The sequence below is a fragment of the Pseudomonadota bacterium genome (assembly GCA_036141575.1).
In the GTDB taxonomy this organism is placed as follows: Bacteria; Pseudomonadota; Alphaproteobacteria; order UBA2136; family JAPKEQ01; genus JAPKEQ01.
Genome location: JAYZXF010000006.1, coordinates 1 through 26,052 on the forward strand (window position 1 = coordinate 1; position 26,052 = coordinate 26,052).

Here is a 26,052-nt window from a genome sequence, read left to right on the forward strand (position 1 = left end):
GTCAAAGGCATTGAAAATGAGTTTGTTGGCCACGCATTGGTATTTGGCAAGTTTATGCCGCCCACCAATGGCCATCTGTTCCTCATTGACTTTGCCAAGGCTTCTAGCCGTAAGGTCACAATTTTGGTCTGTTCTCTGCCTTCTGAACCCATCCCGGGGGAAGAGCGCTACAAATGGATCAAAAAGCTCTACCCTGACTGTAATGTGGTGCATCACGCAGTGGAAATTCCTCAGTACCCTGAGGAAGCTCCTGACTTCTTTAATATCTGGAAAGACAGCATCCATCGCCACTGCCCAGGGGAAAAGTTTGATGCGATCTTCGCATCAGAGCCTTACGGCTATGACATGGCCAATATCATGGGGCTACGCTTCATTCCTGTGAATACGCGCCGCGATATTGTGCCCATTACCGGCACTGAAATGCGCAACCAGCCTATGAAGCACTGGGACCAACTGAACCCCGTGATTCGGCCCTACTTTGCCAAGCGGGTTGCCATTATTGGCCCAGAGCATTGCGGCAAAACAGCGCTATCTCAGGCTTTGTCTGAGCGCTTCAAAACTGTGATGGTCGGCGATTATGCAGAGATTTTGGTGGATGACTATCAAACCAACATCCCTGACTATGATCGTGAAAGCATGCTGAATGTGGGTGATGTGTCCACTGTGGCTCGCGGCCAATTGGCCAGCATGGAAGCACTTCTGCCCCAATGCAACAAAGTGATCTTCAGTGACACTGAGCTGATTACAACCATGCAGCGCTCCAAAAAGCTGTTTGGCGAGGTACCAGACTGGGTGGAGGATTTGTCCTATTCGCAAGAATACCACCTGTATCTGCTAATCAAACCAAGCAGTCAGGCCGACAAAGAAACGGTCTCCTCTTATAAGTGGCTGCGTGGCGAGATGATTCGCCGCAACCTGTCCTTTGTGGAGATTCACGCAGAAAAACCTGAAGCCATGTGCGATCAAGCCTTCCCTCATGTGGCAGAACTGATCTCTTAAACGAAAGAAAACAGCCCCTATTTAGGGGCTGTTTTTCATTAAAAAAATGGTGCCGTCGAGAGGAGGGCAGACCAGATTCTAAAACCTATTTTCAAACAATGTGTTATTCCACACCTAGGTTTTGATTGTTACATAGGATTGTACCACCTGCAATAAGAAAAGAGCCATGCAATTAATGCACAGCTCCTTAGATTCGCTTTATAACTACCGTTGAGGGCGGATAAAGTAATACTCCGTCTCATCAGGCAGGTAGTCGCCATGTGACTGGCTCACAAGCATAAATCCATGTCTATCAAGCAAGCTCTGTAGCTGGGGTAAGTTTACTCCTGAGACAGTAATGCTTATCTCAGCACTTTCAAGAGTAGCGATACTCTCTTGCATCAGGATTTTACCAATACCAGCTTTGCGGTATTCTTGCTGAACAAACAAAGTGCAAATTTTGTGTTCATCATGACTCTTTTTCAGAAAGGCAACACCAACAGGCTCACCAATCTCGTTAAACACCGCCACAATAGCACGAGTACCAGCTTTTAAGTCTGGAAGGAATGTGTTAAAAAACCATTCTCTATGCTTTGGATAGTAGGTGTTGATGTAGTCAGTTAGCTCATAGAGCTTTGTGTACAGAATGTCATTATGTTGACTGTCTGATGTATAAGTAACAACGTTAAGCATTTGCCACCTCCTTAGGGTAGTGTGCTTAAAGTAAACAGAAGGGATTGAAATGATGCACCACAAGATGTCGGTACAAACAAAGTATTACAACCTCTTAAAGACTGGCTCAAAAACTATTGAACTCAGGCTTTTTGATGAAAAGCGCCAACAAATCAAAGTTGGGCACAACATCACATTTTCAAATTCATCCAATGCTACTGATAGCTTTGAAGCAGAAGTGGTAGCCCTACATAAAGCGCCCACATTTACAGAGCTCTTTTCAACCATTGACGTAAACGTCACAGGTGAGAGCCATGCGGAAACAATGGTGAATGTTCTTGAAGAGTTTTACCCACGAGAGAAGCAACTAGAGCATTCAGTCGTAGGTATTGAAGTAAGAAGGTTGTAGTGTGAAGCTTTCAGCTGGTGGGTTTAAGGCATAACATACACCTCCACTAAGCTAGAGCACAGACCAAAAAGCCTGAGCAGTAAAGATTCAGATAAATAATCTTCCCTTTATGAACCCAGACAAAACTCAAAAATGACAACTAAAAGTTGATTCAAACTAAACTGTCAATTTTGCAAGAAACATAACTTCCTCATGGATAGAGTTGGGCTTTAAACTTGGGGGAGGGAAAAGGGCAAATCCATCCTCGCTAGCCTTAATATCTCCTTGATCTCCAGAAGCAATAACATCACCCTGAGTAACTTTAGAAAAGTGTTTAAACTCTTTAGCAAGAGAGTCAGAAGAATCTCTGAACACAATACTATCAAACACAGTATAGTGAGCAGGCATCTCTAAGGCTTCCTCAGAATGGTCAACAACACCAGTATTTCTTAAAAAGGCAAGCATAGCCTGAGTTGCATTATACCCAGCCTGTTCATCCTCATGTGATCCTGCTTCATAACCAATACACTCTCCAGCATAAAAACCAATTGCAGGTGTTCCGATTTGTTTCTCCACAATACCCTCTATAGCAAGTTTAGCAGGGATACCTTGATATAAAGCCTTAGGTGTTCCCTCTGGTAAAATCAACATTGTGTCTGATGGCAAGGCTGTGCTGTGTATATCTAGAGCATAGTCAAACTGCTGGTATATCGGTTTAAGTTCCTGAACACGTTTAAACTCATAACTATCCTTGTTCTCAGATGTAATACGATTCATGTTTTCATCTATGAACCGACACCGTCTTTTCTCCTTTGCTGAAGTAGCTTGAAAGTACTGCTCCCCTGCTTTGATGTTATTGAGGCAGAAAAACACCTTACCCTTTTTTAGAATATCAGAATGTTGAGAAAAGTAGTTATAAGCATCAAGGCCACAAGGCTCGTTCCCGTGCGTCATAATAGTAATGGCAACAGAAGGGCCAGCAACTCCTGAATCAAAGAGCTTTACTCCTTGGGCACCCTCAAAACTTAAAGAAGCCAAATCTCTAAACACTGTTTCCATACCTAACCTTTCCACATAAATCTTTGCTGTACACATGAGAGTTTACACAAATATACACAATAAGCTACCCACCACAGCATTCCTTAGACTTCAATTCTAAGGCTTTAGCATCTTGTAATATGTTGATTTTCTGCTGACACTAAACACTATTAAACCATTGATTTACATAGAAATTAGATTGACAAATGGCAATACCTTAGGTATAATGCCTAGGTATATTAATAGAGAATATAGATGTATCAACTATCTAACTTCTTATAGATTAACCTTCTACCACCATACCTTAGTAGACCAAAACGGAATAAACATATGATTTAATTTAAAAAACATATGAACAAAAAATGGAGAAACATGACATACGATAAACTTGAAACAACCCTTCAGCTCGCAACAAGCCAGCCAACACACTTCTTTAAAGCAGATTACCTTCTGCTAGACCTTAAAGCCACATGGCATGCATCACGAAACAAACAAGCAGAACAAGCCCTCAGAGCCCTTTGTAAGAACATTGGTGAAAGACCTATTGCAAAGAACTTACAGAGCCTTAAAATGCTTCTTATCAACCTCTGCGAAGGCCTTAAGGTTAGCACTGTTTCAGCTATTGCCTACCCAAGTACAGCATTAAGTTTTAAAAAGTTTACACCCAAGGATAATCCCTATGGCATCACGCCTTACATTCAAAAGATTGTTATCAAACTACAAGATCAAGGTTATGCTCTTCACAGAGCCATCCACAAACCTGAGGTGCATCACAAGGCTCTTGAGTACCTTGCTCAAGCAGTTCATCTCTCATTGTGACAGGAATTAAATATTCTCCATCAAAGTCGCTCTCAGTACGCTTTAGGAGTTCTTGACCTATGGATGGATCAAAATCATGAATATCTACATCTCGAAGGTTTCTCTCGTACTCTAACATTCTATCCATCTCAAGAATTCCCTCACGGAAATAAGCTCTCACAATATCTTTTGCCTCTTGGTCGCTTAATGTTCGCCTGATGTTAGACACGATCTGAAATATCTTCTTTGCCATTTGAGCCAAAAATAGCCCCTTTACCTTTGCATCATCATAACAGTAGGCCTTAAGGGAGTAAATCAACTCACCCTTACCTAGGAATTTCTTTAAATGTTTAGGGACTGGATGACGGAAATAATAGACTCCACCTCGCCTTTGAATATACGAAACCTTAGCCATGCGATTGTACCACCTGTTTGTACGGGTTACTTTTACATGGAACAACGTGTTTGAAAGGCTTGGATTTCTAAGAAAATGGTGCCGTCGAGAGGACTCGAACCCACTTTGCTAAAGCACCGTTTTCGCTCAATCACTTACTCATAGCACCTAGCTAATTTCAGTTCTTTTGTTGCACCTAATTGTAGCACTTTGTTGCGCCTTGGCAATAGCGAACATGATGAAGACTTAAACTATGAAAGCATAAAAACACTTTACCATATTCCCTTAAAGTCACTCCAATTAAGCAACACACTAATAAGCATGACAGCCAAAAACAATATACAGTATGCCAAGGTACCTACAGCTCCTAACCTAAAGAAATATTTAAAAAACAAATTAGAGTTGGAGCTACACTTCCAAAGCATTTTCGCATATGGGGCAATATGCCAAATAAGGAGTAGCACCAACGCACCTGCCCATATAACCAATGCCCTCATATCAAAGTATTCCTCAAATGACATAATAACACCGTAAGCAATCATGATTAAGCATGATGGAATAAGGGAACAGTACAGAAAGATCTTACTGCAAAACTCCTCACCTTTAAGTGCTCTTTGAATAAACCCCATTTATAAACCTCCTGTAATATTAACAATAGTAAATGACCGCTCAATGAGCGGCCGGAGGTTCGAAACTGCATAGAAGTACAGCCAGTGCCTTTTAGGCAAAGCCTTGGACATAGGCACTGCCTCCGGCCTTATAAACCGAAGACAGCACTTTGTTAACGATGATGCTATCACCGCTTCTATTGGAGTTTCGACGCTCCAGAACAGCAAAGCTTGTTCCGCCAACAACCCTAATAATAGAGTCATTCAAAAGCAAGCTAAAAGATTTTATAATTCAAAAACAACTAATGCGCATGGTCATGTCCCTCATGACCGACTGGCACCTCTTGCACGTCTTCAAGAGTTACATGTTCCTGCCCCGCTACATGCCCGTGATCATCATGTCCTCCTGCACTTTGTGGCATTGACATAACGCCAAGACCATAGCGATAAACCAGTTCCCCGCCTTTAAAAGCAGTTACTGCGAGGATACCTGTAGCAATAATGAGGACAACCAAGAAGGTCGTTCCTACTTTTACTCGAGTAAAGGTTTTAAAAGACCAAAGCGTCACAAGAGTAAAAAGAGCAGCCGTTACAAACGCCCAGTTTTTATGATCAGTCATCGCCATATGAGATGGTCCATCATGATTCACAGTATTATAGGCATATAAACCAGCAGAAACAGTAGCAATGGTTGCCAGTGCACCCAGCCATAAATTAATATGCGCCGCCTTAATTATAGCTTTTGCCCACTCTCTCTTATTAAAGAGCCTTCCCAAGATAAACAGCCCAGTGGAAGCGCTAAATAAAGCTACCGTAAAATGGACAAAAACAGGATGCCAATTCGGAATGATTTCAATGATCATTTTATATTTCCTTTATTTACATTTTTGAAGCGTTTTCCTTCCCATAAGTAGTAAATGACAGGAATAACAATAAGAGTAAGGATAGTTGTGCTGACCATACCACCAAGCATTGGCAATGCAATACGACGCATCACGTCTGAGCCTAGCCCCTCAGTAATAAAGATAGGAGCTAAACCTACAAATATGGTTAGCACAGTCATAAGTTTAGGCCTCACCCTCAACACGGCACCATGCACTACGGCATTAAATAGTTCCTGTAAGTCTTTTGGAGGACACAAGCGCATTTGCTGATCAATATATAAAAGCATCACCACAGCTGTTTCCGCAGCTATTCCTCCCAAGGCAATAAAGCCTACACCAACAGCAACGGAAAAATTATACCCAGCAATATAAAGCGCCCACACACCACCTATTAATCCAAACGGCAATGACAACATAACCATTAAGGTGCGATCCAATCTGCCAAAATGAAGCATCAAGAGTACAAATATAATCATGATAGCTAATGGGATGGCAATTTTCATACGTGCCTCAGCTTCAAGCATTTGCTCAAACTGACCAGACCACTCAATTGCATAACCAGCAGGAAGCTTGACCTGGCTTGCCACAACCTTTTGTGCATCCTCAACATATGAGCCAATATCTCGTTCTGCAATATCAACAAACACCCAGCCCGTCAGTCTTGCATTCTCAGATTTAATCATTGGTGGCCCTTCCACAAACTCAATACTAGCAAGCTCACCTAAAGGAATATGCTGTCCATGTGGCGTTGGAACCAAAACATTGCCAAGATCTTCAGAATGCTCACGGAAAGATCGCTCATAACGAAGCATAATATTATAACGCTCACGCCCTTGAACAGATTCTGAAATTCTCATACCACCAAGAGTCGTTTGGATAACTTGTTGGAACATACCAAGGTCAATGCTCTGCCTTGCAAGCTCATCACGATTAGGCGTAATTTCAAGATATTTACCGCCAATTACGCGATCAGCAAACGCAGAACGTGTCCCTTTCACATCTTTTACTGCAGCTTCTATATCTAATGAAATACGACTAATTTCACCAAGATCAGCCCCTGATATCTTGATGCCAACCGGGGTACGGATTCCCGTGGAGATCATATCCATACGAATTTTGATTGGATACCCCCAACTGTTGACGAGGCCCGGTAACTTAACAGCCTGATCCAACTCTTCAACAATCTTCTCAACAGTGATACCTGCACGCCATTCGTCTTTAGGCTTAAGCTTAATCCAGCTCTCGATCATAGATATAGGCGCAGGATCTGTTGCTGTATCTGCGCGCCCGACCTTACCAAATACATGGTGCACCTCTGGCACGCTTTTAATAAGCCGATTGGTTTGTGCCAAAATTTCCTTAGACTTAGTAATAGACACACCGGGTAATGTAGTTGGCATATAAAGCAGCTCACCCTCATACAGGGCAGGCATAAACTCTGAGCCTGTACGCCATAATGGAATTGCCATGCTCATAAGAAACCCACCCGCAAGAGCAACCGTTAAGTATTTACGGCGCAAAGCAGCATTCAGTACAGGTTTATAGATATGTACAAACCAGCGATTGATAGGGTTATCTTCCTCTCTCTTTATCCTTCCTCGCACGAGCCACAACATCAATACCGGAACAAGTGTTACGGAAAGAATTGATGCAAATGCCATCGCATAAGTTTTCGTAAAGGCTAGAGGTGAGAACAAACGAAAGGATTGTCCTGTCAATGCAAACACAGGTAAGAATGACACAGTAATAATCAACAAGGAGAAAAACAATCCCGGACCAACTTCTTTAGCAGATAACAATATAGCAGCACGCTTTTCTTCTGCGCTTGCACCTTCTGCCATTTCAGAAAGTTTACGGTGGGCATTTTCAACCATGACAATAGAAGCATCAACCATTGCTCCTATCGCAATTGCGATACCACCAAGAGACATAATGTTTGCGGTAATACCTTGCATAGACATAATCATAAAGGCACCAAGAATACCTAGAGGTAAGGTAATAATGGCAACAAATGCTGATCTTACATGAAGCAAGAAAATCAAACATACAAGCCCAACAACAAGAGCTTCTTCAATGAGTTTTGTTGTCAGGTAATCAACTGCGCCCTCAATCAAAGGAGCACGATCATAAACCGTTTCAATCTCTATGCCTTCCGGAAGGCCTTGCTTTAGCTCTTCTAGCTTCTCTTTAACAGCCTCAATAACCATTAGAGCATTTTCGCCAGAACGCATAACAACTACGCCACCAACAACTTCACCTTCACCGTTTAACTCCACAATACCTCTGCGCAGTTCAGGCCCTTCAATAATGCGTGCAACGTCAGATAAAACAACAGGCGTTCCTCCTTTGGCATAAACAACAACTTTTTTCAGTTCATCTAAATTGGTGATATACCCTTTAGAACGAATCATAAGCTCCATTTCACCCTGTTCAATGACACGCCCACCCACTTCTTTACTGGCGGCTTGTACTGCCTGAGTAATGCGATGCAATGGCACGTCATAAGCACGAAGTCTGTTAGGGTCAACTAAGACTTGGTACTCTTTTACAAACCCACCTACAGACGCAACTTCAGACACACCATCCACAGTGGCCAACTCAAACTTAAGAAACCAATCTTGAAGAGATCTTAAATAAGACAGGTCATGCTTGCCTGTTCTATCTACTAAGGCATATTGGTAAACCCAACCAACCCCTGTGGCATCAGGTCCAATTTGTGGCACTGCGCTTTGTGGTAAGTCGCCTTGTATTTTTGACAAGGCCTCAATCACACGACTTCTTGCCCAGTACTGATCTATCTCGTCTTCAAAAATGATATAAACAAAGGACGTACCAAACATTGAGAAACCACGTACGTCTTTTGTTTTGGGTAAGCCAAGCATAGTGGTAGACAGAGGGTACGTCACAAGGTCTTCTACAATTTGAGGAGACTGTCCCGGAAAGTCTGTTCGGATAATAACTTGAGTGTCAGATAGGTCAGGGATCGCATCCAACGGTGTATTCTTAACAGACATCCACCCTGCAACCAATAGAGCAATCATACCAACAATAACTAGAAGCTGGTTCTTAACAGACCACTCTATGACCTTAGCCACACCTGACTGTGTTGGGTCATGGCTTAAATGATTAGTGTCCTGCATGTGCGCCTCCTACTGGTGCAGTTACAACTGGCACCTTTGCGTTCACTTCATCTGGTAGATCTACTTCTACAGCATGACCAGCACCATAAGGATGAGCCATAACTCCGTCTAATTGCAGCCAATAAAAACCTGTTCCATGATCAAGATACAGCTTAATCCCCTTATCCTTGTAATGCTTCGGTTTTCCTTCTGTAATCCAAGGCTTTAAGGCTTTAACGAGTTCTGCTAAGGCTTTATCACGCTCTGTTTCAGTAATTGCTTCATTGGCACTGTTGAGCGCCTCTTCAGCAGACTGCAGAATAAACTTCAGCTTTGTCCCCCTGAACTGTGGCAATAAATGGTCATTTAGTTTAAGTGCTGGCATCAGCATTTTTGAGTCAGCTTCAAATCCATTGGCCTGAGCATCATGTAAATAAAGTGCAGCATCCACTAGATGGTCAATCATAGAGAGCTGGTCCTGCGTGATATCAATCAAAGCGAGTGGCGTTTGTGCGCTCTCCAACTTACGGAATGATTCACGTAGAGAGCTTTCAGAGTCGATCATAAACTGACTACTTACGACCACATCTTCACCTTCTTCCAAACCACTCAGAACCTCTGTGCGCCCCTTATTATGGATCCCTGTTTGCACGGCTTGCGGCTGAAACTTACCACCGCCTAAAGCTACAACAACAAAGTCACCCTCGGAGCTTTTTAAGATTGCTTCTGAAGGAATGCTTAAGCGTTTATCAATATTTGTTTCAAACTGAACATCTGCATATGCGCCCGGCTTTAGATGACCGCCAACATTATCCAGCACCAAGCGCACCTGACCTGTTCTGCTATTAACATTAATTGTCGGGTGGATGTAGTCAACTTGTGCTGTACGCTCTAAGTTCCCTAAATTAGGAAATGTTACAGTTGCCTGACTACTTTTTGTTAAAAACTGCAGATCCTTTTCAGCAACGCTCACATCAATCCAAACACTGCTGTAGTTTTGAATCGTCGCAATCTGCATTCCGGGTTTTATATAACTGCCTTGGCTCACCATCAGCTGGCTCACAATTCCATCCGTTTCTGCATAAAATGGTAAATATTCCATTTTCTTACGACTAACACGTATTTCATCAATGGCTTTCTGACTTACCCCTAGAGATTTCAAACGTTTTGCACTTGAATTCATACGTCCTTTTACTCCAGTTGCAATAGATGAAATATAATCCTGCTGAGCAGAAATAAGGTCTGGGCTATATAGCGTAAAGAGTAAGTCACCCTGTTTAACTTCATCACCTATAGCCGTAATTTTAAGGTCTTCTACCCAACCTGCTACACGCCCTGAAATAGCATGAGTGAGACGCATGTTCTCTTTAATAAGACCAAAGCTTCTCACATGCGTTCCAAAATGCGCCGCTTCTGCTTTTTCAGTTCTTACGCCAATGTTCTGAATTGTTTCTGGTGGAATCGTAATGGACTTACGCTTATTCCCACTCATGTGCGCACTATGATCCTCTTCCATGTCACCTTCCTCTGAGCTTTCCATGGGTACTAAATCCATGCCACAAATCGGACATGTTCCCATTTCAGTTGAGATATAGTGTGGATGCATTGGGCATGTATATTTTTGTGCTTGTGCCCATACAGGGCTTAACGTAAGTATTAACATTACGAGAAGTATTTTAATTATTCTCATTGTAAGATCTTTCTATAATATGGCTATTAAACTCTGCTGAAAGGCGAGCATATCGACTGCGCTGCTTCGCAAGCTGAGATGCAATAGTGAGTTCATCAATTTGTGCATCTAAAACACTTTCTAATGGCGCATTACCTGATTCATAGTTTCGGTTTGCTGCCTCTACCATTTCTTGAAGCGATGCTCTCTTCCCTTTCAATAAAGCAATATTGTCCTGCGCAACTTCACGCTCAGCTTTCAATTCAGACATACGCTTAACCCAGTAGCGAGCAGTTTCATCGTAAGCAAACTCAGCACTACGTTTTTCTGCTTGTGCTGCACGTAATTTAGGTTTTTGGTTCTTCTTGTACCAAAGAGGAATAGAGACTGTTGCTTGAACACTAAACCAGTCATCACCAGAATAAGTGCTGCCAGATTCCCGTTGTTTATAAAGAGCTTGAATGCCGTAATTTGGCTTAAAAGCAGCCAGAGCAGCATCAGTGCCTTTAGATGCAGCATTGACACTTTCAGATGCAATTGCGACAGGATACAAGGAAGCCTGCTCTCTATGCCAAGCAACATCTGGCAAAGCAGGTAATTCAAGATGGGGCACTTCTCCAACTAAAAAGATAAGCTCCTCTTCAATGGAAACACGCTCAGCTTTTAAACCATTTAAGTACTGCTCTATTTCTGTTCGTTCCACATCAATCTCAGAGAAACGTCCATAAACAGGCTGCCCTGCTTCTAACTGACCTTTAAGGTCATCCTCCATGAGCTTGTAATAACCAAGCTGCTTTTTAGCAAGCTTTTCGAGCTTTTTAACTTTATCTAACTCACTTAACTCGCTTAATAAAATAGCTTTTAAACGCTTTTGCGTGTACTCCGCCATAAGCTGTTGGCGCTTAGATAGCATAACTTGCTTTCCAGCTTTAGCTTTGCGAAGCGAATAGCTTGGTATTTGCTGTTTAAAACCTATTGTTTTTGACGTTGGTAAAAACCTATCAAACTTTGGCGAGTTTACTGGCACATTATCAACTCCCAGAATGAGCTGAGGGTCAGGTAGACCCATTTCAGAAATAGACAGCTCTTTAAGTTTATAGCTTTGCTCTAATATCTGCGTAACTTGAGGATGTTCTTCAAGTTTTTCAAGATACTTTTGTAGTGCTTGCTCCTCTGTATGCGCTTGAATAGAAGCTAAAAGCAGAGTCACAACACCAAGATATTTTATAATCATAATAATTCTCCCGGTCATAAATTAAGGGGCGGCTGGCAAAAAGATGCACGTATCCCACAAGAACACAACAACTGTGTCAATTTATCTAAGAGAGGAGTTTAGGAGGATGCTCGATACCCTGCAGGCCAGCAGAGTGGTAAAGAACAGCTTTAAGAAGGTTGTTTTGTGTATGTGTTGGCAGAGCTGCTGCTTTATGATTTAAAATCATACTCTGCGTTGGAACTTTACAGTGATCACAAGCACACGTATCACATTCCATAGTATTTTGTGCATGCTTATTCGCATCCATATCAGCGTCCATGTCCATCATGTCATGGCATGGCACATCAGAGGACACAACATTTGATGACAACATCTCAATGCAATCACATAAAGACAATGAAGTAACCGCATACGCATTCAGCGTAAATGCAAGCATAACCAGCGCAACCAGTATGTTTTTTATATACTTCATCATTCCACTCTAGCACCTCTATTTATGAGTTGCTACTTATTTTGTTTATTTAGTCTGGCTGCTTATGCATGTTGCTACAAATAATTTTTTCCAGAACCTAACAGACTGACATACTAAAAATTTAAATTTCTGATATTACAAACTCAAACATTCTTCAAGTTTAGCTCTTCCATATACAGCCATATAAATCATTTTATTTTTGCAAAGCTATGGTTGTACCAAACAGTACTCATAACACATCAGAGAGTAGCTTATCATTCGAATTTGAAGAGGTATTAATTACAAGAGTAGCTAACTATTAATAGAGTATAGATTTAACAAGAATTTTTCATAAATCTAATACTCAATATCTTATCTCAACATCTCATTACTATCAAGAATAAATATCACCAAACATAAGAACAAGTAACTTAATCTAAGTAGATATACTGCTACTTATCAATACTTATACTTACTAATAAATATACTATATAAATAATATTATAATTATTCTAAATAAGACCCTATAAAACTATATAGTCCTATATACAAGGGGGAAGTGTAGATTTATATATATATTTATATATAAGAAATCCTCTGTATTAAATTTTGAGACTATTTTCAAAAAAACTTATGAATATCTTTGAAGTCACAATAGATAGAAAGTAACTCTTGATTTCCCCCTAGGGGGTACCTACTGAGGTTCTTTGAATAAAGATATAGCTCTTAACTTTTGTTCGAGGGTATACCCATCATTATACCTTTGGGTAATAGTTTTCTTGCCATGACCAACAACGCTTGCAATTAGGGCCTCTTTTTCATCAGCTCTTTCAAGAACAGAAATAAAGGTTCGCCTTAAACTATGCATATCAACGTGCTTACTCTTCAAACCTAACTTAGTCAAAAAACCATTCTTGTTGTCATTGAACCAGCGACTTACATTCTTAGCATATGTACCTCTATTTGGCTGGTAGTTAAGTTCAGGAAACAGCCTCTCCGAACCCTCTTGCCTAATACTCTCCACATACTCCAAGAAACCTAAACCTACAAGATGCAGGTGAATGGGAACATGCCGCCTACTGGAGTCAGTCTTAATGCTCTGATTTTCAAACCTGTCACTGATTTCTATGTAGCGGATTCCATCCTCTTCATGAATATTCTCAACATACAGCTGAGCAATTTCATTAAGCCTCGCACCAGAAAACATGAGGATCATTGTGATCCAATAATTGTGAATTTTATTACGCTTAGACTCGGCACAAGCGGCTCTGTATTGTTGAAGGGACGTGTAAAGGGATAGTAATTCGTCTTTTTCAAACCCTCTGACTTCTCGGGAGCCTGTATTCCCTTTAAATTTAACAGAATCAAACAAAGGCTCTTTACAATATCTCTGTCCCTTACACCAAGCGAAGAAGCTACGATAGAATGACACATACTTCTGTTTAGTTGGTATAGCCTTGTTTTCAGCATCTAGCGCATCCCTAACCAAGTCCACCTGCTCATATGATAAACTTCCTACAGCAACAGACTCACCAAGAGTCTTATACAGATACCTTACATATGTTTGATAATCACGCTGAGTAGATGGAGTCCAAACATTACTATTCTCTTTGAAATATCTATCTACAGCATCTGATAAGGAGATCAGCCCTCTCTGACTAATAGGAGACGCATGAGAAGTATTTACAGACATAAGGTTACTCACTGTATAAGCAGGGTCGGAAAGCTCTTCATTTAGCCTTACACGCTCTTTATTATAATGAGCAAGTCCCTTAAGAATTTCATCATACACATCAGAGTCATTGCAACCCTCTAGGCCAGCCTCTTTCTTAATATCTTGAATAACATTGCTGGCAAGCAAGTGTGCCTGCCCCTTCTCAATTCGTAAAGCAAGCTGCTCTGACTGAATAACCTCCTCTGAAGAGAGCAAACCACCCTTATGCATATCAGCTCTATCAGCCTCCAGCATATCCTTAAAGCATTTCTGTATAAGCTGTTTCTTCTCAATGTAGTCCACTGGTAAACCTTCAAGGTAAGTTATCAATTGGCGTACAGCATACCTCAGACGTGCTGAACAAGCCAAGGCCTCCTTACGGCAGCTTGTCTTGAGACTCACCTGAATACTTTCACGCCTACGCTGCGGGTGGATAGAAAGCGGTATAGGATACCGGAAGTAGTACACACCATGACGTGATTTAAGTAGATATGAAGGATTATAAACCATAATTGTAGCACCTTTGTGTAGCACCAGATGCAATTCGTACAATTAAGTAATTGATTATAAAGAAAATGGTGCCGTCGAGAGGACTCGAACCTCCACACCTTGCGGCACTAGCACCTCATGCTAGCGTGTCTACCAATTCCACCACGACGGCAAGCTCGGCTTGTTCTACTTTCACTCCCACAAACATTGCTGTTACTTCTAGCGGTTGTTTGTGCTTGTAAAAAGCAGTACACTTTGCTTATTCACGATTTATAGCAAGGAAACGCCAGTGACGCAAGCACCAATCCGTATTATTCATGTCGGACAAGATGTCCCTTACGAGGACGTGGTAAAGCTGCAAGAAGATGCTGTGCAAAATGTGATAAACGGTGGTGAAGAAGTCATCTTTTTTGTGGAGCACGCCCCTGTTTATACTGGTGGAACATCGTTTGAAGAAGGCGCAGTTGGCTCAATTGGCGATATCCCCCTCGTTCATACAGGCCGCGGTGGTAACGTGACTTATCACGGCCCTGGCCAGCGTGTTATTTACCCCATTTTAGACCTCACCAAACGTGGCCGAGATATTCGTGCTTACATTTGCATGCTACAAAAGTGGATGAAAAGCATGCTTGATGAATATAACATTCCAACAGATATCTGCGATGAAATTGGAGTCTGGGTACCTATGCCTTCAACCGCACCAAAGGAGCAGAGATCTATCCTAGGAAAAAGCCCACAAGTGGGCAAGATTGCTGCCATTGGTGTACGTGTACGCAAGTGGGTGACCTTCCATGGTATCGCACTGAATGTAGATCCCAATATGGAGCACTTCACACGCATTACCCCATGCGGCATTACTGATAAAGGCGTTTGCGCTATTAAACACTTTGCACCAGATGTCACCATGGACGAAGTGGATGAAAAACTAAAGCGCCATATGATGACGCATTTAGGCGCTTAAAGCAGAGACGCAATACTTGATGAGCTGCCGTTTTGAATATCTGTGAGCAAAGACCCTAAATCATTACGGTTACTACCTTGATCTTCCCCATTCAGAATACTCAAAAACAGAGATGTCGTTTGCGCACGAGACTCAAGAAGGAACGAACTCATAGAATTGGCTTCTGCTTGCTCAAACAGTTCCGCAAGTTCATTTAAAAGCTTTTCTGCTTCACTCTTTTCAGCAGCGCTTAGTTCACGTGCAGGCTTTTCTGTACCGTACTCTGTAAAGGCATTATCAATATTTTGAGCAATCACTGCAGCGCGCTCTGTTTCAGATGCCGAAAGCGACCCTCCACCAGAGACAAGCTCAGCCAGCACTTTAAACTGTGCGATCACATCTTCTTGAATATCAGCGGGAAGGTCTGCAATATTATGACTTGATCGCACGCGGCTCTGATCTAACAGCACATCAAGCTCAGCTGTTAAGCGATTCATCTCTGCCTGCTGTTCATCTGTTGGCTCAACTCCATCAGGAATACCTTCATAAATGCTAGAAAGCTCTGTAATGATCTCCGCACCTGCGGCACGGTTTTCTTCTGTCATATACAGATACGCCTCAGATGGTGGAACTGTTTCAACATCGTAAATATCGTCAAGCTTTGCTGTGATTTCAGAAATTTGCGTAATTTCACCCTGCGTCAGCTGGCGCCCACCCAGTTGCGTTTGAATCGTGTTTAAGTGGCTTGTGAGGTTATCAATACGCTCAAGCGCTGCACGCGCCTCAGGAGACAGCGAAACTGCATCATCTTTCCAGTTGGTTTCCTCAACAATTGCACCTGTCTCAGTGTTCACACGTACACCCGCAATTTCTTGCGTGTTTTGTGATCCTGTTAAAAGGTTATTTGTGTAGCTTGTTAAGCTTTGTAATGAAGATGAAATCATCTCAGCGTATCCTTTGTTTAAACATACAGATAAATACGCAAGATATAGGCCAAAAAGAAGAGCCCTGCAGGGCTCTTACTTAATCATCTTCTTGTTTGCGGAGGAAATCAAACAGGTCATCAATGTTAGATGTGTCAGGCTTTTCTTCCTTCTTCTCAGCTGGTTTCTTCGCCGCTTCACCACGCACAATTGGAATTGGGTCCGATTGTGGCAGGTCCATCAGTTTATCATCTGCAGGCGCTTCAGATTTCGCCTCACCGTCTTTTTTGAGGAAGTCAGATGGCAGCTCTTTCTTCGGCTCTTCATCGCCAGTGGCTTTCATTGCCCCTTCAACAAGCTCTTCATTTGAACGTGTCTTTGTTGGCGCACTGTCTGAGCCTTCTGGCACAAACAGGTAACATTCTTTTGTAAAGCCATGCGGTGGTACTTTACCAACCTGTGCACGCTTACCAACCCAGTCTTCAAACTCGTTAAGGACACGGTCTTTTGTACCAATTGTGTTCTTAAGTCCAATACCAACACTACTGTTGAACGAAACAAGATCAGCAAGGACAGCTTCTTTGGCTTCCATCAGCTTCACACCCTTACCACGGCCAAGAACACTGATCTGATCACGATCAAACATCAACAGACGACCATTCTTGTTTGTGAGTAGGCATGTTGACAGACCAACCATATCATACGGTGCTTCCACCATAAACTTAGCCTTATCGCCTTTGGCAACGTTAATAATTTGCTTACCGTTCTTGGTTTGTGAGAACAGGTTATCTTTTTCAACAAGGAAACCAAAACCACCTTCGCTTGCCATCAGCACATACTGAGATGACGGCACAAGCGCTGTCACAATTTCTTGACCAGGTTTTAGATCAATACTGACATTAATCGGCTCACCAAAGCCGCGCCCGTCAGGAAGCTTAGAGCCATGAAGTGTGTAAACCTTACCATCACTACTTAGGAAACAGATGTTATCCGTTGTGTAAGCCGGGATACGTACAAGCTCATCATCACCCTCTTTAAAGCGGTATGTCGTGTCAGCAGAGCTGTGGCCCTTCATGGCACGCACCCAACCTTGCTGAGAGAGCACCATTGTAATTGGCTCTTTCTCAATCTGGTCTTCAAGAGAGACAACAACTGCCTCTGGTGCACCCAGTACTTCTGTACGACGCTTATCACCAAACTCTTTTTCCATGTGCTGAATTTCTTCAGTCAAAATGCGAGTTTGCTCTTCGTAAGAGGCGATAATTTTTTCTAAGCCAGCAAGTTCAGCAGTCAATTCATCGTACTCACGTTGAATTTCCATTTCTTCTAGCTTACGCAGACGGCGCAGGCGCATGTTCAAAATGGCATCAGCCTGAATCTGATCAATCCCGAAGCGTTCCATCATAATTGGCGCTGGATGATCGTTCTCTTTAATAATCGCAATCACCTCATCAATGTTGAGGTAAACAATCTTGTAGGCTTCAAGGAGGTGTAGACGCTCAGCGATTTTACCACTGCGCCACTTAGATTTACGCACAAGCACCACACGACGGTGGTCTAGGAATTCATCCAGAGCTTCCTTCAGGCTCACACATGCAGGTGTACCGTTAGAAAGAATCACGTTCATGTTTAGTGAGAAACGTACTTCAAGGTCTGTGAGCTTAAAGAGCGTTTCCATAAGAGCGGCGGCATCAATTGTGCGGTTCTTTGGTACAAGTACCATACGGATGTTTTCATCCGACTCATCACGCACATCTTCAAGCCATGTAATCTTTTTCTGGTGCATCAGGTCAGCGATTTTCTCAATCACTTTACTCTTCTGCACTTGGTAAGGCATTTCCTTAATAATAATTTGGTACTGGCCACGATCCAGTTTTTCAATCTCGTATTTTGCACGGACACGCATGCTGCCACGGCCTGTTTCATAAGCCTTAACAATCGTTGCATGGTCTTCGTTTAGCGTACCACCCGTTGGGAAGTCTGGGCCTTTTACACTGCGCATCAGTTGTGCTGTTGATGTTTCTGGCGCTTTCAAAAGCGTCAGCATCGCTCGGCAAAGTTCACCCACGTTATGCGGTGGAATGTTTGTTGCCATACCTACGGCAATACCCGTTGTCCCGTTTGCAAGTAAGTTCGGGAAAGCAGCAGGCAACAGCATTGGCTCTTCATCTGAGCCATCGTATGTTGGCATAAAGTCAACGGTGCCAGACTCTAGGTCACGCATCATAGCAATGGCAACTTTGGTCATACGAGCTTCCGTGTAACGCATCGCCGCGGCGCCATCACCATCAATCGAACCGAAGTTCCCCATACCATCAACCATTGGGTAACGCAGAGAAAAATCCTGCGCGAGACGCACCATTGCATCGTAAACCGATTGGTCACCATGTGGGTGGTATTTACCAATCACGTCACCGACGACGCGGGCACACTTTTTGTAACCTTTATCTGGATCAAGGCGAAGCATACGCATTGCGTAAAGCAGGCGACGCTGTACAGGCTTAAGACCGTCACGAACATCAGGTACAGCACGAGACATAATGGTTGAGAGCGCATACGTGAGGTAGCGACTCTTCATCTCATCTGCAAAATTACCTTTAACGATCTCTGTCATAAATACACCTAATATTTGTTTGGCACTGCGCTCTCATCAGCGCAAAAGCGTGGTTTTGCTCGATGCTCACACGTGGCTGTGGCAATCCGTGCCCCAGCTCGCTGGGTTTAGGCAATTGCCTAAACAGCTCTAAAACCCTTTGAATTTGGCGCATTATAGGGCTTTTCGGGGCTTTCGTAAAGGATCAGATACCTGTTTTTATGAGATTTTTTGCTTAAAATAGGCGCATTTTAGGTAAGGGCAGCAATAGAGTAGGCTACTTTTGTTTTTTCTCGCCCACTTAAACAGCCCGAATACAGCAAATCATATTTATGAATATTCGCAGCATTCACTTCTACGCAGTGCACTAACGTCCCCGGAACAAATTGCCATTCTTCATAAGCTGGCCCATAACATGCGCTCGGCAAAATCTCGTAAATATCCTCTTTGATATACCTTGCTAAAACAGGGCGGTAGCACCACTTGCCCAGCAGGCACACCGCAACTTCTCTTTTCTCGAGGCAAGATTTCAAATAGATCACGACATACATGTCTCACAGAGACACGGTCACCCTTTTTCAAAAGGGTTGCATCCACCTGCACAAGATTCACATCAACATATATATCTTTTGCAAGAGGGTACATGCGATTCAAAACGTATTCTTCAAGACCGTAGCGCTTAATATAAGATATGATTAACCTTGCCTTAAACATAACTATTTAACCAACTCATAAGACTTCTTTTCGTATAACTTAAACACAAGACGTCCTTTACCTTTATTCAGATATAGACATATGTTTATAATACTGCCACACATGACAAACACAATTTAAAATTGCAGAAACAATGAAAAAGCTCTTTATTCTTTTAACATTGGTAACAACGCCTTTCACATCAATTGCTCAAACACAGGCTGAAATGAATATGGATGCACTGGAAACATTGAAGTCCTATAAAAGAACAGAGCAACTTGTATTGAATGGTGCTTTATCAAGAGCAACCCCAACACAACAGAAAAAACTCCAAAGAATGCAAGAACTCTGGGAAGAATACACCAGAATCTATTCTTCACTATATATAGAAGGGCATACGGGGAGCGCACGCCCCATGTGTGCAAGCTATGTGCAAGAGGCGCTTACCAACCAAAACGCTCAGAATCTAAAGAGCCTCATCACAAGAGAAGAAGGCGATGTTTGTACCCCTGTTTGGATGCTAAACTAGGGCTCCTTCCTAAACAGTGCCTCCTCTCGGGCTCTCCGCTTAATCAACCCCCTACTTACGACCTTCTTGCCATCTACAGTAATCTTGTTCCATCGTTTAAATTCACTAGCAGCTTCATCATAAGCGCCGTTATTTAAACGTTTGATTAATGTTGAATCTTCAAAATTTTTAGCTCCCACGTTGTAGCCAAACGATACTAAGGCATCAAACTGGTTTTGATTAAGAGGAACGCTAACATGAGTACGCACCGCATCTGTTGCAACTTGAACATCTCTTTTCAGCAAGTCTTCAGCCTCTATTTCTGAAATCCCTTCAGAAAAATCTTCACCAGACTGAATTAAATGCCCGTACCCAATAGTAGGAAGACCTGCCTGTATAGAGGTTTGAAGGGTGTGAATTTAAGAATCTTTAGTTTGTGCAAGCGCAATCAAATGACGTCTCGCATCACTCTTTTTGCCATCTAGTGCACGCTCTAGAAAGTGACCTGTGAGGGTAAATACATCCTGAATGTCTTCGCTTTTACCGCCAAATACCTTATGGAGAGGAAGAAGCTTATCGCGATACGGCGCACCAGCTACTTCACCCACCGCGCGGCCACTACGCGGAGACACATAAGCCAGCTGCTCGCCTTCGCTTTCCACCACCGCCTGTTCGGGTTTGAGAGAGAGACCATAGCCCAGTTCAAGCAGAAGCTTAAATTCAAACACACCAAACTTTGGCAGAAGTGCGCCTTCTGGCATGGTGCACACATCTCTGAGGAAGCTTTCAGTATAGCCGTAAAAGGCTGTGTGAGGATCATCACTTTCAAAAGATTTAAGAATAAGATCAGAAACAGCACTCACTGTAGTGAGGCGCTCCTCACTCATCATACACTGTGCAGCCACAGGGTGCTCAAGTTCTACAGAGAACGTCCCAAGTTGGGTTTCTAGCCTGCGGTAGCGAGTAATGTTCACCACATTACCTTGTTGAAGCGCATTCATCTTTTTCTTTGCCGCCTTCACCATGCCACGGCTTACACCCCACTCTTCACTAAACACAGTAAGGAGCACCGCGTTCTCATTATAAGGTGCAGCTTTTAAAACAATGGCTTTGGTACTTTGGCTTGACATAATATCTTACTCTACCTTAAACCAAGGCATACACACCATCTTTTTTACGTTCCTTTGGAGATTCCTCATGGAAAGTTTTGCACTTCAAAAAAAACCTTTAAAGGCAAATGAAGCAGCCCTAAGCAAGTGATTTGAGCATATTATGCTCATCGTTACGGTGGCTTCTATTGTTACAGGGCTTATCTGCACACTCCTTATCAATGGCCTTCTCTATCAATATTGGAGCAGCAACCTCCCCGGCATAATGAAAAGCGCTGCAGGGCCCTTAACATTGGTTTTCTCGGTCATGCTATTTATGACCTTCTCCCAGCTCGCAGCCATTGCGTATTGCGGCATTCTGCAACGCCTAGGCCTCACAGACACATGGAAGTTTTGGATATATATGGATACACGTTAACCGACTCAAAAACACAGCTTCATGCTGTGTTTTTTTTATTTATTTTCACCTCGCCCCTTGATCTGCACAAAAAATAGGCATATATATCTTAAAAGCAAACGATCAAAAGGAAACACTGAATGATCAATACCGCTAGCACCTCTACATTCAGCCAAGCTGAATCTTTGATTCAAGATTTTGAATCTCAAACCCAAATGAATGCCGTAAAAGACTTTGCCAGACGCACTCTTAACCTAGAAGAGTACGAATGTTCATTGATCTTTATGAGTGAAAACAGCCATGTCTACCTTATGAAGGACGGCTCACTTGTACTTGAAGCCCTTACAGAGAGCTCAGTACATGCCATTACAGCAGACGAGCTTAAAGAAATGGCTCGCGCTGAACGCATGGCACCTAAGGGGTCTATTCCAGATGTCATTAACAACAAGGCCATTGATGAAGCCTTTGCACGTGCAGCCAGCATGAGCGATGCTTCTAAAGTGCCTCTACTTTGCAAAGCAAACACCTTCAACATGACAAGGGCTCTGCTTGAGAACCCAGTTGAAGTGATGGCACAAGCCGCTTAATGCGCACACATTTAAAACCCTCCCAAACCATGGGAGGGTTTTTCTTGCAGTATAGGGGCCGGATCCCTATAATGGCGCCAACACAAGCGAATATGAATGTGTCACAACCAAATAGGATAAAGGATGAAAGGACGTCATGATGTCTGTAGAAACAATTCAAAAAAACGGTTATGAAACAATTGTTAAAGCCACTGACCCAGAAAGCGGTCTAAAAGCGATTATCGCTGTTCATAACACCAATCGTGGTCCTGCCGTTGGAGGTACTCGCCTTTATCCATACTCATCTGAAGAAGAAGCTATGACAGATGTTCTTCGTCTTTCTCGCGGTATGACTTACAAATCAGCTCTTGCTGGTATCCAGTTTGGTGGTGGTAAGTCTGTTATTATTGCTGATCCAAGCAAAAAGAGCCCAGAGCTTCTTAAAGCGTTTGGTAAGTTTGTAAACAGCCTAGAAGGTAAGTACTTCTGCGCTGAAGACATGAACACAACACTTGCAGACATGGACACAATTAAAACAAGCACAGACTTTGTACTTGGCCGCGCAAGTGGTGACCCTTCTCCAATGACAGCGCTTGGTATCTTCATTTGCCAAAAAGTTGCTGCTGAAGAATTCATTAAAACACAGATGTCTGACCTGACAGTTGCGATCCAAGGTGTCGGTAACGTTGGTAAAAACCTTATTAAATGGCTTACAGAAGCTGGCGTTAAAGGCGGTAACATTACAATTGCTGATGTCAACCAAGACGCTCTTACTGAAATGGCAACAACATACGGCTGCACAGTGGTACCAACTGAAGACATCCACAAAGTGCCATGCGATATCTACGCGCCATGTGCAATGGGTGGTATCCTGAACGAAACAACAATTCCAGAGCTGAACTGTAAAGCTGTCGTTGGTGGTGCAAACAACCAACTGGCCACTGAATCAGACGCTGACCTTCTACAAGGCCGCGGTATTCTGTACGCACCAGACTACCTTGTAAACGCTGGTGGTATCATTAACGTGTACTACGAAAACCTAGAAGGTGGTTATGAGAAAGACCAAGCTCTTAAATCAATTCACGGTATCGGTGATACACTGCGTGAAATCTTTGCGATGGCAGAAAAAGAAGGCATCCTGCCTGCAGAAGCTGCTGACCGCGTTGCTGAAAGCCGCTTTACACACTAAGCGCTTACATGCGAAACCATTTAAAAGCCGCTCCTTTTGGGGCGGCTTTTTTGTTGCTATAAACCTTTTCTTTATGTATACCACGGAGTATTCTTTATCTGTGTCCCTCTTTCATGAAAGGAATAAAACCATGAAACTCGACCTGACAGGCTTCAAAAAAGACACCCCTGCCAAGGCGATCATGTATTTTCGTGGAGAGTTTAAATTCCTCTCCAACATGGAACCTTGCAGCGTCACCCTGCCTGCTGAACCGGAGTTTGGCCTACCCGCCATTGAGTGCGGCAGCACTGAAAATGCCTACATGGCATGGAAAAGTGTCGATCCAGAAATTCGAGCTATGCTGGCGACTATGGACCCGAAGGAAGCCAAAACCTTCACCCATGAAGATGATTTCATCACCCGTCCTGACGACAGCCCTGAAGGGCGCATTGCCATCATGACGGAAGTTAACAAGCAAAAGTACTCAGAGCGAAACCCTGAACTTCGCGCAAAGCTTCTGGCAACAGATGATGCGCCGCTTTTTGAAGGCAATATCTGGGAAGATAAATTCTGGGGCATTGACCTTCTGTACGGCAAAGGTGGTGAAAACTACCTTGGCCGCATCTTGATGGCCATACGCTACGATATCCAACTGAAACAAAGACTTTTTCAACGATAAATAAAAGCCCCGTAATGTACGGGGCTTTTGTTTATTTAAAACTTAGAGTTTTTCGCCGAGAATATCAGCGAGCGGTTTCAGTCCGCTCCCATATCTGCGCCATTTATCTACTGAACCTGTGTAAATCGGCTGACGCACTTGGTTGAGGCTCGCCGTATGTACACTTCGTGTTGATTTATGGAATTCAAGAGCTTCTTCTACCCATTCCAGCCCCACATATGCAAACAGCTCTTTACTCTCTGCTTCTTGATCAGCCACCATATCTTCATATTTCACAGTGTAAATATCATCAAATAGCTCATGCCAATACGCCATCAGCTCCTCATGCATCATGTAGTAACGCCCCAGCTCATCAAGGTCATAGCTGAAACCTTGGCCATGTGTGAAGTTCTTCTGGAAGCAAGACAGGCACGTATCCATACCGCTACGCTCACAATGAATAATCTTCGCTTGCGGGAACATGAGCTTAATAAAGCCAACAAGCAGTGCATTTGATGGCATCTTATCGCTCACAAACTTGGCACCACTTTGCGGGTCCTCTGCACTTGCGAGCGCGAGGTACTCCTGCGCCCATGTTTTCAGCTTATCTGCCGTTACAGGCTCTGCCCAATCAGAAAAATCTTTAAAGAGGTTATTGGTTTTCTTGAGGCCTAGTACTTGTTGCAGGTGGTTTAACTCCCCTGCGCCATATACATCGGCACTGGTTGAAAGTATCTGCTCCACAAGCGTTGTACCACTACGCGGCATACCCAAAATAAACACGGGCTTTTCTGTTGAAAGACCGCTACCAGAAAGCTCTGCCACTTTCTCTTTTGTAAAGAAGGACTTCATCGCTGAGATATGCGCGCGCGTGTTTGATTCCTCATAAGAGAGGAACGGACGCTTCAAACGGCCTGCCGTTTTCAGAAGCTCCAAACTCTCTTCGTACATCTTGCTGTTCTCATAAATCGCAGCAAGTGTGTAAGCCGCTTTGTATTTATCAGGGTTTGTATCCGGCAATGTTTCAAGCGCTTTCCTAATATGCGCAACATTCTCATCATCGCTTTCAACCTTCTTAATACGGATACGCTGATACTGTAGCCCCATATCATCAGGGAAAGCCTTTACACCCTCTTCAATAATCATGCTCGCCTGCTGCTTGTGGCCTAGCTGAAGCTGAACACTTGCATAAGCATTATACAGCGGTGCAACGCGGTAGCCTGCATTGTAAAGGTCTGCAAAGTAGCGAAGCGCCTCTTCACCTTTACTTTGGCTATTAAGAAGTAGACCCATGTAGAGTTTCGCCATCAGAAACTCTGGCGCAATAGATAGCGCCTTCTTCAAATCCATTTCAGCCAATGGATACTGACGATGACGTAGCCTCACGACAGCGCGGTGTACCAGTGAAATAGGTAAGTTCTCATCCAGTGTAAGCGCCATATTTAAATGATGAAGAGCCTCATCATCTTTATGCTGTTCCTGTGCACATACGCCAAGCCCCTGCAAAGCATGGACATGCCCTGCGTCATGGTCAAGTGCATCCTGAAATGCCTTTTCCGCCTCAGCATAATTCAACGCCTGCAAATATACATTCCCCAGTGTTGTCCAGTACACCGGCGTGCTACTGTGGAGCTCAAGCGCCTTTTTTGTAAATTCTTCTGCCTTTTCATAAGCGCCACGTCCAAGCTCAATTTGGGCCTTCATATGCCATGCATCAGGCATGCTTGGTTGGTGCTGAAGCACCTCATCATACATCGTCTCAGCTTTAGATAAATCACCCTGTTGATGAGACAAAAGGGCATCTTGAAGAGTTTTTACAGCTTGTTCTGGCGTCATTTTTTTTGCTTTTTTATTTACGCTTTACTTCCCAACAGGCTTGCGTTGGTCCTGAAACAAAAGCTTAGCTTTTTATTTTTTTAATAGCGCACTTCTTGCTTATGCGCTTGCGTTGGTTTGGGTATGCTTACGTAGCTTTGCACCATTATATACCAAAACAAAATATGGCACGAGTGCCAAAAGGGCGACCGAAGTCGCCCTTTTGAATTTCGATTATGACATACTACATGAGCGCATGAATAA

At 43.1% G+C, this 26,052-nt stretch carries 22 protein-coding genes and 1 tRNA gene; 8 read left to right on the top strand and 15 right to left on the bottom strand.

Translation table 11 applies throughout. From position 1 onward, the window contains the following. Window positions 1-999 (top strand): AAA family ATPase (locus tag VX730_03075; protein ID MEC9291363.1); only part of this gene is annotated, 999 nt, incomplete at its 5' end. Window positions 1,000-1,203: 204 nt separating this feature from the next. On the opposite strand, the gene VX730_03080 is transcribed toward VX730_03075, so the two are convergent. Continuing rightward, window positions 1,204-1,671: a GNAT family N-acetyltransferase gene (locus VX730_03080; GenBank protein MEC9291364.1), complete on the bottom strand. Its 468-nt coding sequence runs from the start codon at window positions 1,669-1,671 to the stop codon at window positions 1,204-1,206. Window positions 1,672-1,735: 64 nt separating this feature from the next. Here VX730_03080 and VX730_03085 point away from each other — a divergent pair, with 64 nt between their 5' ends. Continuing rightward, entirely contained in the window at window positions 1,736-2,059 is a 324-nt protein-coding gene (locus tag VX730_03085; GenBank protein MEC9291365.1) for an ASCH domain-containing protein, read from the top strand. Window positions 2,060-2,215: 156 nt separating this feature from the next. Here the strand turns inward: VX730_03085 and VX730_03090 are convergent, their stop codons facing one another. Next, window positions 2,216-3,097, bottom strand: a complete 882-nt coding sequence (locus tag VX730_03090; GenBank protein ID MEC9291366.1) for a succinylglutamate desuccinylase/aspartoacylase family protein — start codon at window positions 3,095-3,097, stop codon at window positions 2,216-2,218. A gap of 351 nt (window positions 3,098-3,448) precedes the next feature. Here VX730_03090 and VX730_03095 point away from each other — a divergent pair, with 351 nt between their 5' ends. Further along, on the top strand, window positions 3,449-3,895 hold the full coding sequence (locus VX730_03095) for a hypothetical protein (GenBank protein MEC9291367.1): 447 nt from the start codon (window positions 3,449-3,451) through the stop codon (window positions 3,893-3,895). 1,283 nt (window positions 3,896-5,178) lie between these two features. Here VX730_03095 and VX730_03100 read toward each other — a convergent pair. The 7 genes from VX730_03100 to VX730_03130 all read right to left on the bottom strand — a co-directional run bounded on the left by VX730_03100 (window position 5,179) and on the right by VX730_03130 (window position 14,590). Beyond that, window positions 5,179-5,739 carry a DUF2231 domain-containing protein gene (locus VX730_03100; protein ID MEC9291368.1) on the bottom strand — a complete coding sequence of 187 codons (561 nt, stop codon included), beginning with the start codon at window positions 5,737-5,739 and terminating at the stop codon, window positions 5,179-5,181. Next, window positions 5,736-8,900 (bottom strand): CusA/CzcA family heavy metal efflux RND transporter, encoded by a 3,165-nt coding sequence (locus VX730_03105; GenBank protein ID MEC9291369.1) that lies wholly within the window; start codon window positions 8,898-8,900, stop codon window positions 5,736-5,738. The genes VX730_03100 and VX730_03105 overlap by 4 nt, the downstream gene beginning before the upstream one ends. Then, window positions 8,887-10,542 (bottom strand): efflux RND transporter periplasmic adaptor subunit, encoded by a 1,656-nt coding sequence (locus VX730_03110; protein MEC9291370.1) that lies wholly within the window; start codon window positions 10,540-10,542, stop codon window positions 8,887-8,889. Before VX730_03110 ends, VX730_03105 begins: the two co-directional genes overlap by 14 nt. Window positions 10,543-10,555: 13 nt before the next feature. Next, complete coding sequence (locus VX730_03115; GenBank protein ID MEC9291371.1) at window positions 10,556-11,782, bottom strand: TolC family protein; 1,227 nt, start codon at window positions 11,780-11,782, stop codon at window positions 10,556-10,558. An 85-nt stretch (window positions 11,783-11,867) separates the two neighbouring features. Then, complete coding sequence (locus tag VX730_03120; protein MEC9291372.1) at window positions 11,868-12,239, bottom strand: hypothetical protein; 372 nt, start codon at window positions 12,237-12,239, stop codon at window positions 11,868-11,870. Window positions 12,240-12,909: 670 nt separating this feature from the next. Further along, complete coding sequence (locus VX730_03125) at window positions 12,910-14,232, bottom strand: site-specific integrase (GenBank protein ID MEC9291373.1); 1,323 nt, start codon at window positions 14,230-14,232, stop codon at window positions 12,910-12,912. A 273-nt stretch (window positions 14,233-14,505) separates the two neighbouring features. Next, window positions 14,506-14,590: transfer RNA gene (locus tag VX730_03130), tRNA-Leu, on the bottom strand. A 117-nt stretch (window positions 14,591-14,707) separates the two neighbouring features. Between VX730_03130 and lipB the strand changes: the two genes are divergently transcribed. Further along, window positions 14,708-15,379: a lipoyl(octanoyl) transferase LipB gene (lipB, locus tag VX730_03135; protein ID MEC9291374.1), complete on the top strand. Its 672-nt coding sequence runs from the start codon at window positions 14,708-14,710 to the stop codon at window positions 15,377-15,379. Here the strand turns inward: lipB and VX730_03140 are convergent. The 3 genes from VX730_03140 to VX730_03150 form a co-directional block, all read right to left on the bottom strand. Further along, entirely contained in the window at window positions 15,376-16,302 is a 927-nt protein-coding gene (locus tag VX730_03140) for a hypothetical protein (protein MEC9291375.1), read from the bottom strand. The two genes, lipB and VX730_03140, sit on opposite strands and share 4 nt — an antisense overlap. A 79-nt stretch (window positions 16,303-16,381) precedes the next feature. Then, window positions 16,382-18,895, bottom strand: a complete 2,514-nt coding sequence (gene parC / locus VX730_03145) for a DNA topoisomerase IV subunit A (GenBank protein MEC9291376.1) — start codon at window positions 18,893-18,895, stop codon at window positions 16,382-16,384. Between the two features lie 230 nt (window positions 18,896-19,125). Next, on the bottom strand, window positions 19,126-19,416 hold the full coding sequence (locus VX730_03150) for a hypothetical protein (GenBank protein MEC9291377.1): 291 nt from the start codon (window positions 19,414-19,416) through the stop codon (window positions 19,126-19,128). A 305-nt stretch (window positions 19,417-19,721) separates the two neighbouring features. On the opposite strand from VX730_03150, the gene VX730_03155 reads away from it, so the two are divergent. Next, the gene (locus VX730_03155; protein ID MEC9291378.1) at window positions 19,722-20,096 is read left to right on the top strand and encodes a lysozyme inhibitor LprI family protein; all 375 of its coding nucleotides are present in this window, start codon (window positions 19,722-19,724) and stop codon (window positions 20,094-20,096) included. On the opposite strand, the gene VX730_03160 is transcribed toward VX730_03155, so the two are convergent. Both VX730_03160 and recO read right to left on the bottom strand, forming a co-directional pair. Next, window positions 20,093-20,494 carry a lysozyme gene (locus tag VX730_03160; protein MEC9291379.1) on the bottom strand — a complete coding sequence of 134 codons (402 nt, stop codon included), beginning with the start codon at window positions 20,492-20,494 and terminating at the stop codon, window positions 20,093-20,095. The two genes, VX730_03155 and VX730_03160, sit on opposite strands and share 4 nt — an antisense overlap. Next, window positions 20,495-21,205 carry a DNA repair protein RecO gene (gene recO / locus VX730_03165; protein ID MEC9291380.1) on the bottom strand — a complete coding sequence of 237 codons (711 nt, stop codon included), beginning with the start codon at window positions 21,203-21,205 and terminating at the stop codon, window positions 20,495-20,497. Window positions 21,206-21,721: 516 nt separating this feature from the next. Between recO and VX730_03170 the strand changes: the two genes are divergently transcribed. The 3 genes from VX730_03170 (at window position 21,722) to VX730_03180 (ending at window position 23,994) form a co-directional block, all read left to right on the top strand. Continuing rightward, window positions 21,722-22,168, top strand: coding sequence for a hypothetical protein (locus VX730_03170; GenBank protein MEC9291381.1), 447 nt, complete (start codon window positions 21,722-21,724; stop codon window positions 22,166-22,168). Between the two features lie 136 nt (window positions 22,169-22,304). Further along, the gene (locus tag VX730_03175; protein MEC9291382.1) at window positions 22,305-23,336 is read left to right on the top strand and encodes a Glu/Leu/Phe/Val dehydrogenase; all 1,032 of its coding nucleotides are present in this window, start codon (window positions 22,305-22,307) and stop codon (window positions 23,334-23,336) included. Window positions 23,337-23,466: 130 nt separating this feature from the next. Next, window positions 23,467-23,994 carry an NADAR family protein gene (locus VX730_03180; protein ID MEC9291383.1) on the top strand — a complete coding sequence of 176 codons (528 nt, stop codon included), beginning with the start codon at window positions 23,467-23,469 and terminating at the stop codon, window positions 23,992-23,994. Window positions 23,995-24,036: 42 nt separating this feature from the next. Here the strand turns inward: VX730_03180 and VX730_03185 are convergent, their stop codons facing one another. Next, window positions 24,037-25,809, bottom strand: coding sequence for a sulfotransferase (locus VX730_03185; protein MEC9291384.1), 1,773 nt, complete (start codon window positions 25,807-25,809; stop codon window positions 24,037-24,039). Between the last annotated feature and the right edge of the window lie 243 nt (window positions 25,810-26,052).

Bases quoted from the DNA above. Each gene is read 5' to 3' on its own strand.
- VX730_03100 (MEC9291368.1), bottom strand. From the start codon at position 5,739: ATGATCATTGAAATCATTCCGAATTGGCATCCTGTTTTTGTCCATTTT.
- VX730_03095 (MEC9291367.1), top strand. From the start codon at position 3,449: ATGACATACGATAAACTTGAAACAACCCTTCAGCTCGCAACAAGCCAG.
- VX730_03140 (MEC9291375.1), bottom strand. From the start codon at position 16,302: ATGATTTCATCTTCATTACAAAGCTTAACAAGCTACACAAATAACCTT.
- VX730_03170 (MEC9291381.1), top strand. From the start codon at position 21,722: ATGATCAATACCGCTAGCACCTCTACATTCAGCCAAGCTGAATCTTTG.
- VX730_03110 (MEC9291370.1), bottom strand. From the start codon at position 10,542: ATGTTAATACTTACGTTAAGCCCTGTATGGGCACAAGCACAAAAATAT.
- recO (MEC9291380.1), bottom strand. From the start codon at position 21,205: ATGTCAAGCCAAAGTACCAAAGCCATTGTTTTAAAAGCTGCACCTTAT.
- VX730_03115 (MEC9291371.1), bottom strand. From the start codon at position 11,782: ATGATTATAAAATATCTTGGTGTTGTGACTCTGCTTTTAGCTTCTATT.
- VX730_03185 (MEC9291384.1), bottom strand. From the start codon at position 25,809: ATGACGCCAGAACAAGCTGTAAAAACTCTTCAAGATGCCCTTTTGTCT.
- VX730_03080 (MEC9291364.1), bottom strand. From the start codon at position 1,671: ATGCTTAACGTTGTTACTTATACATCAGACAGTCAACATAATGACATT.
- VX730_03085 (MEC9291365.1), top strand. From the start codon at position 1,736: ATGTCGGTACAAACAAAGTATTACAACCTCTTAAAGACTGGCTCAAAA.
- VX730_03090 (MEC9291366.1), bottom strand. From the start codon at position 3,097: ATGGAAACAGTGTTTAGAGATTTGGCTTCTTTAAGTTTTGAGGGTGCC.
- VX730_03105 (MEC9291369.1), bottom strand. From the start codon at position 8,900: ATGCAGGACACTAATCATTTAAGCCATGACCCAACACAGTCAGGTGTG.
- parC (MEC9291376.1), bottom strand. From the start codon at position 18,895: ATGACAGAGATCGTTAAAGGTAATTTTGCAGATGAGATGAAGAGTCGC.
- VX730_03155 (MEC9291378.1), top strand. From the start codon at position 19,722: ATGAAAAAGCTCTTTATTCTTTTAACATTGGTAACAACGCCTTTCACA.
- VX730_03180 (MEC9291383.1), top strand. From the start codon at position 23,467: ATGAAACTCGACCTGACAGGCTTCAAAAAAGACACCCCTGCCAAGGCG.
- VX730_03175 (MEC9291382.1), top strand. From the start codon at position 22,305: ATGATGTCTGTAGAAACAATTCAAAAAAACGGTTATGAAACAATTGTT.
- VX730_03120 (MEC9291372.1), bottom strand. From the start codon at position 12,239: ATGATGAAGTATATAAAAAACATACTGGTTGCGCTGGTTATGCTTGCA.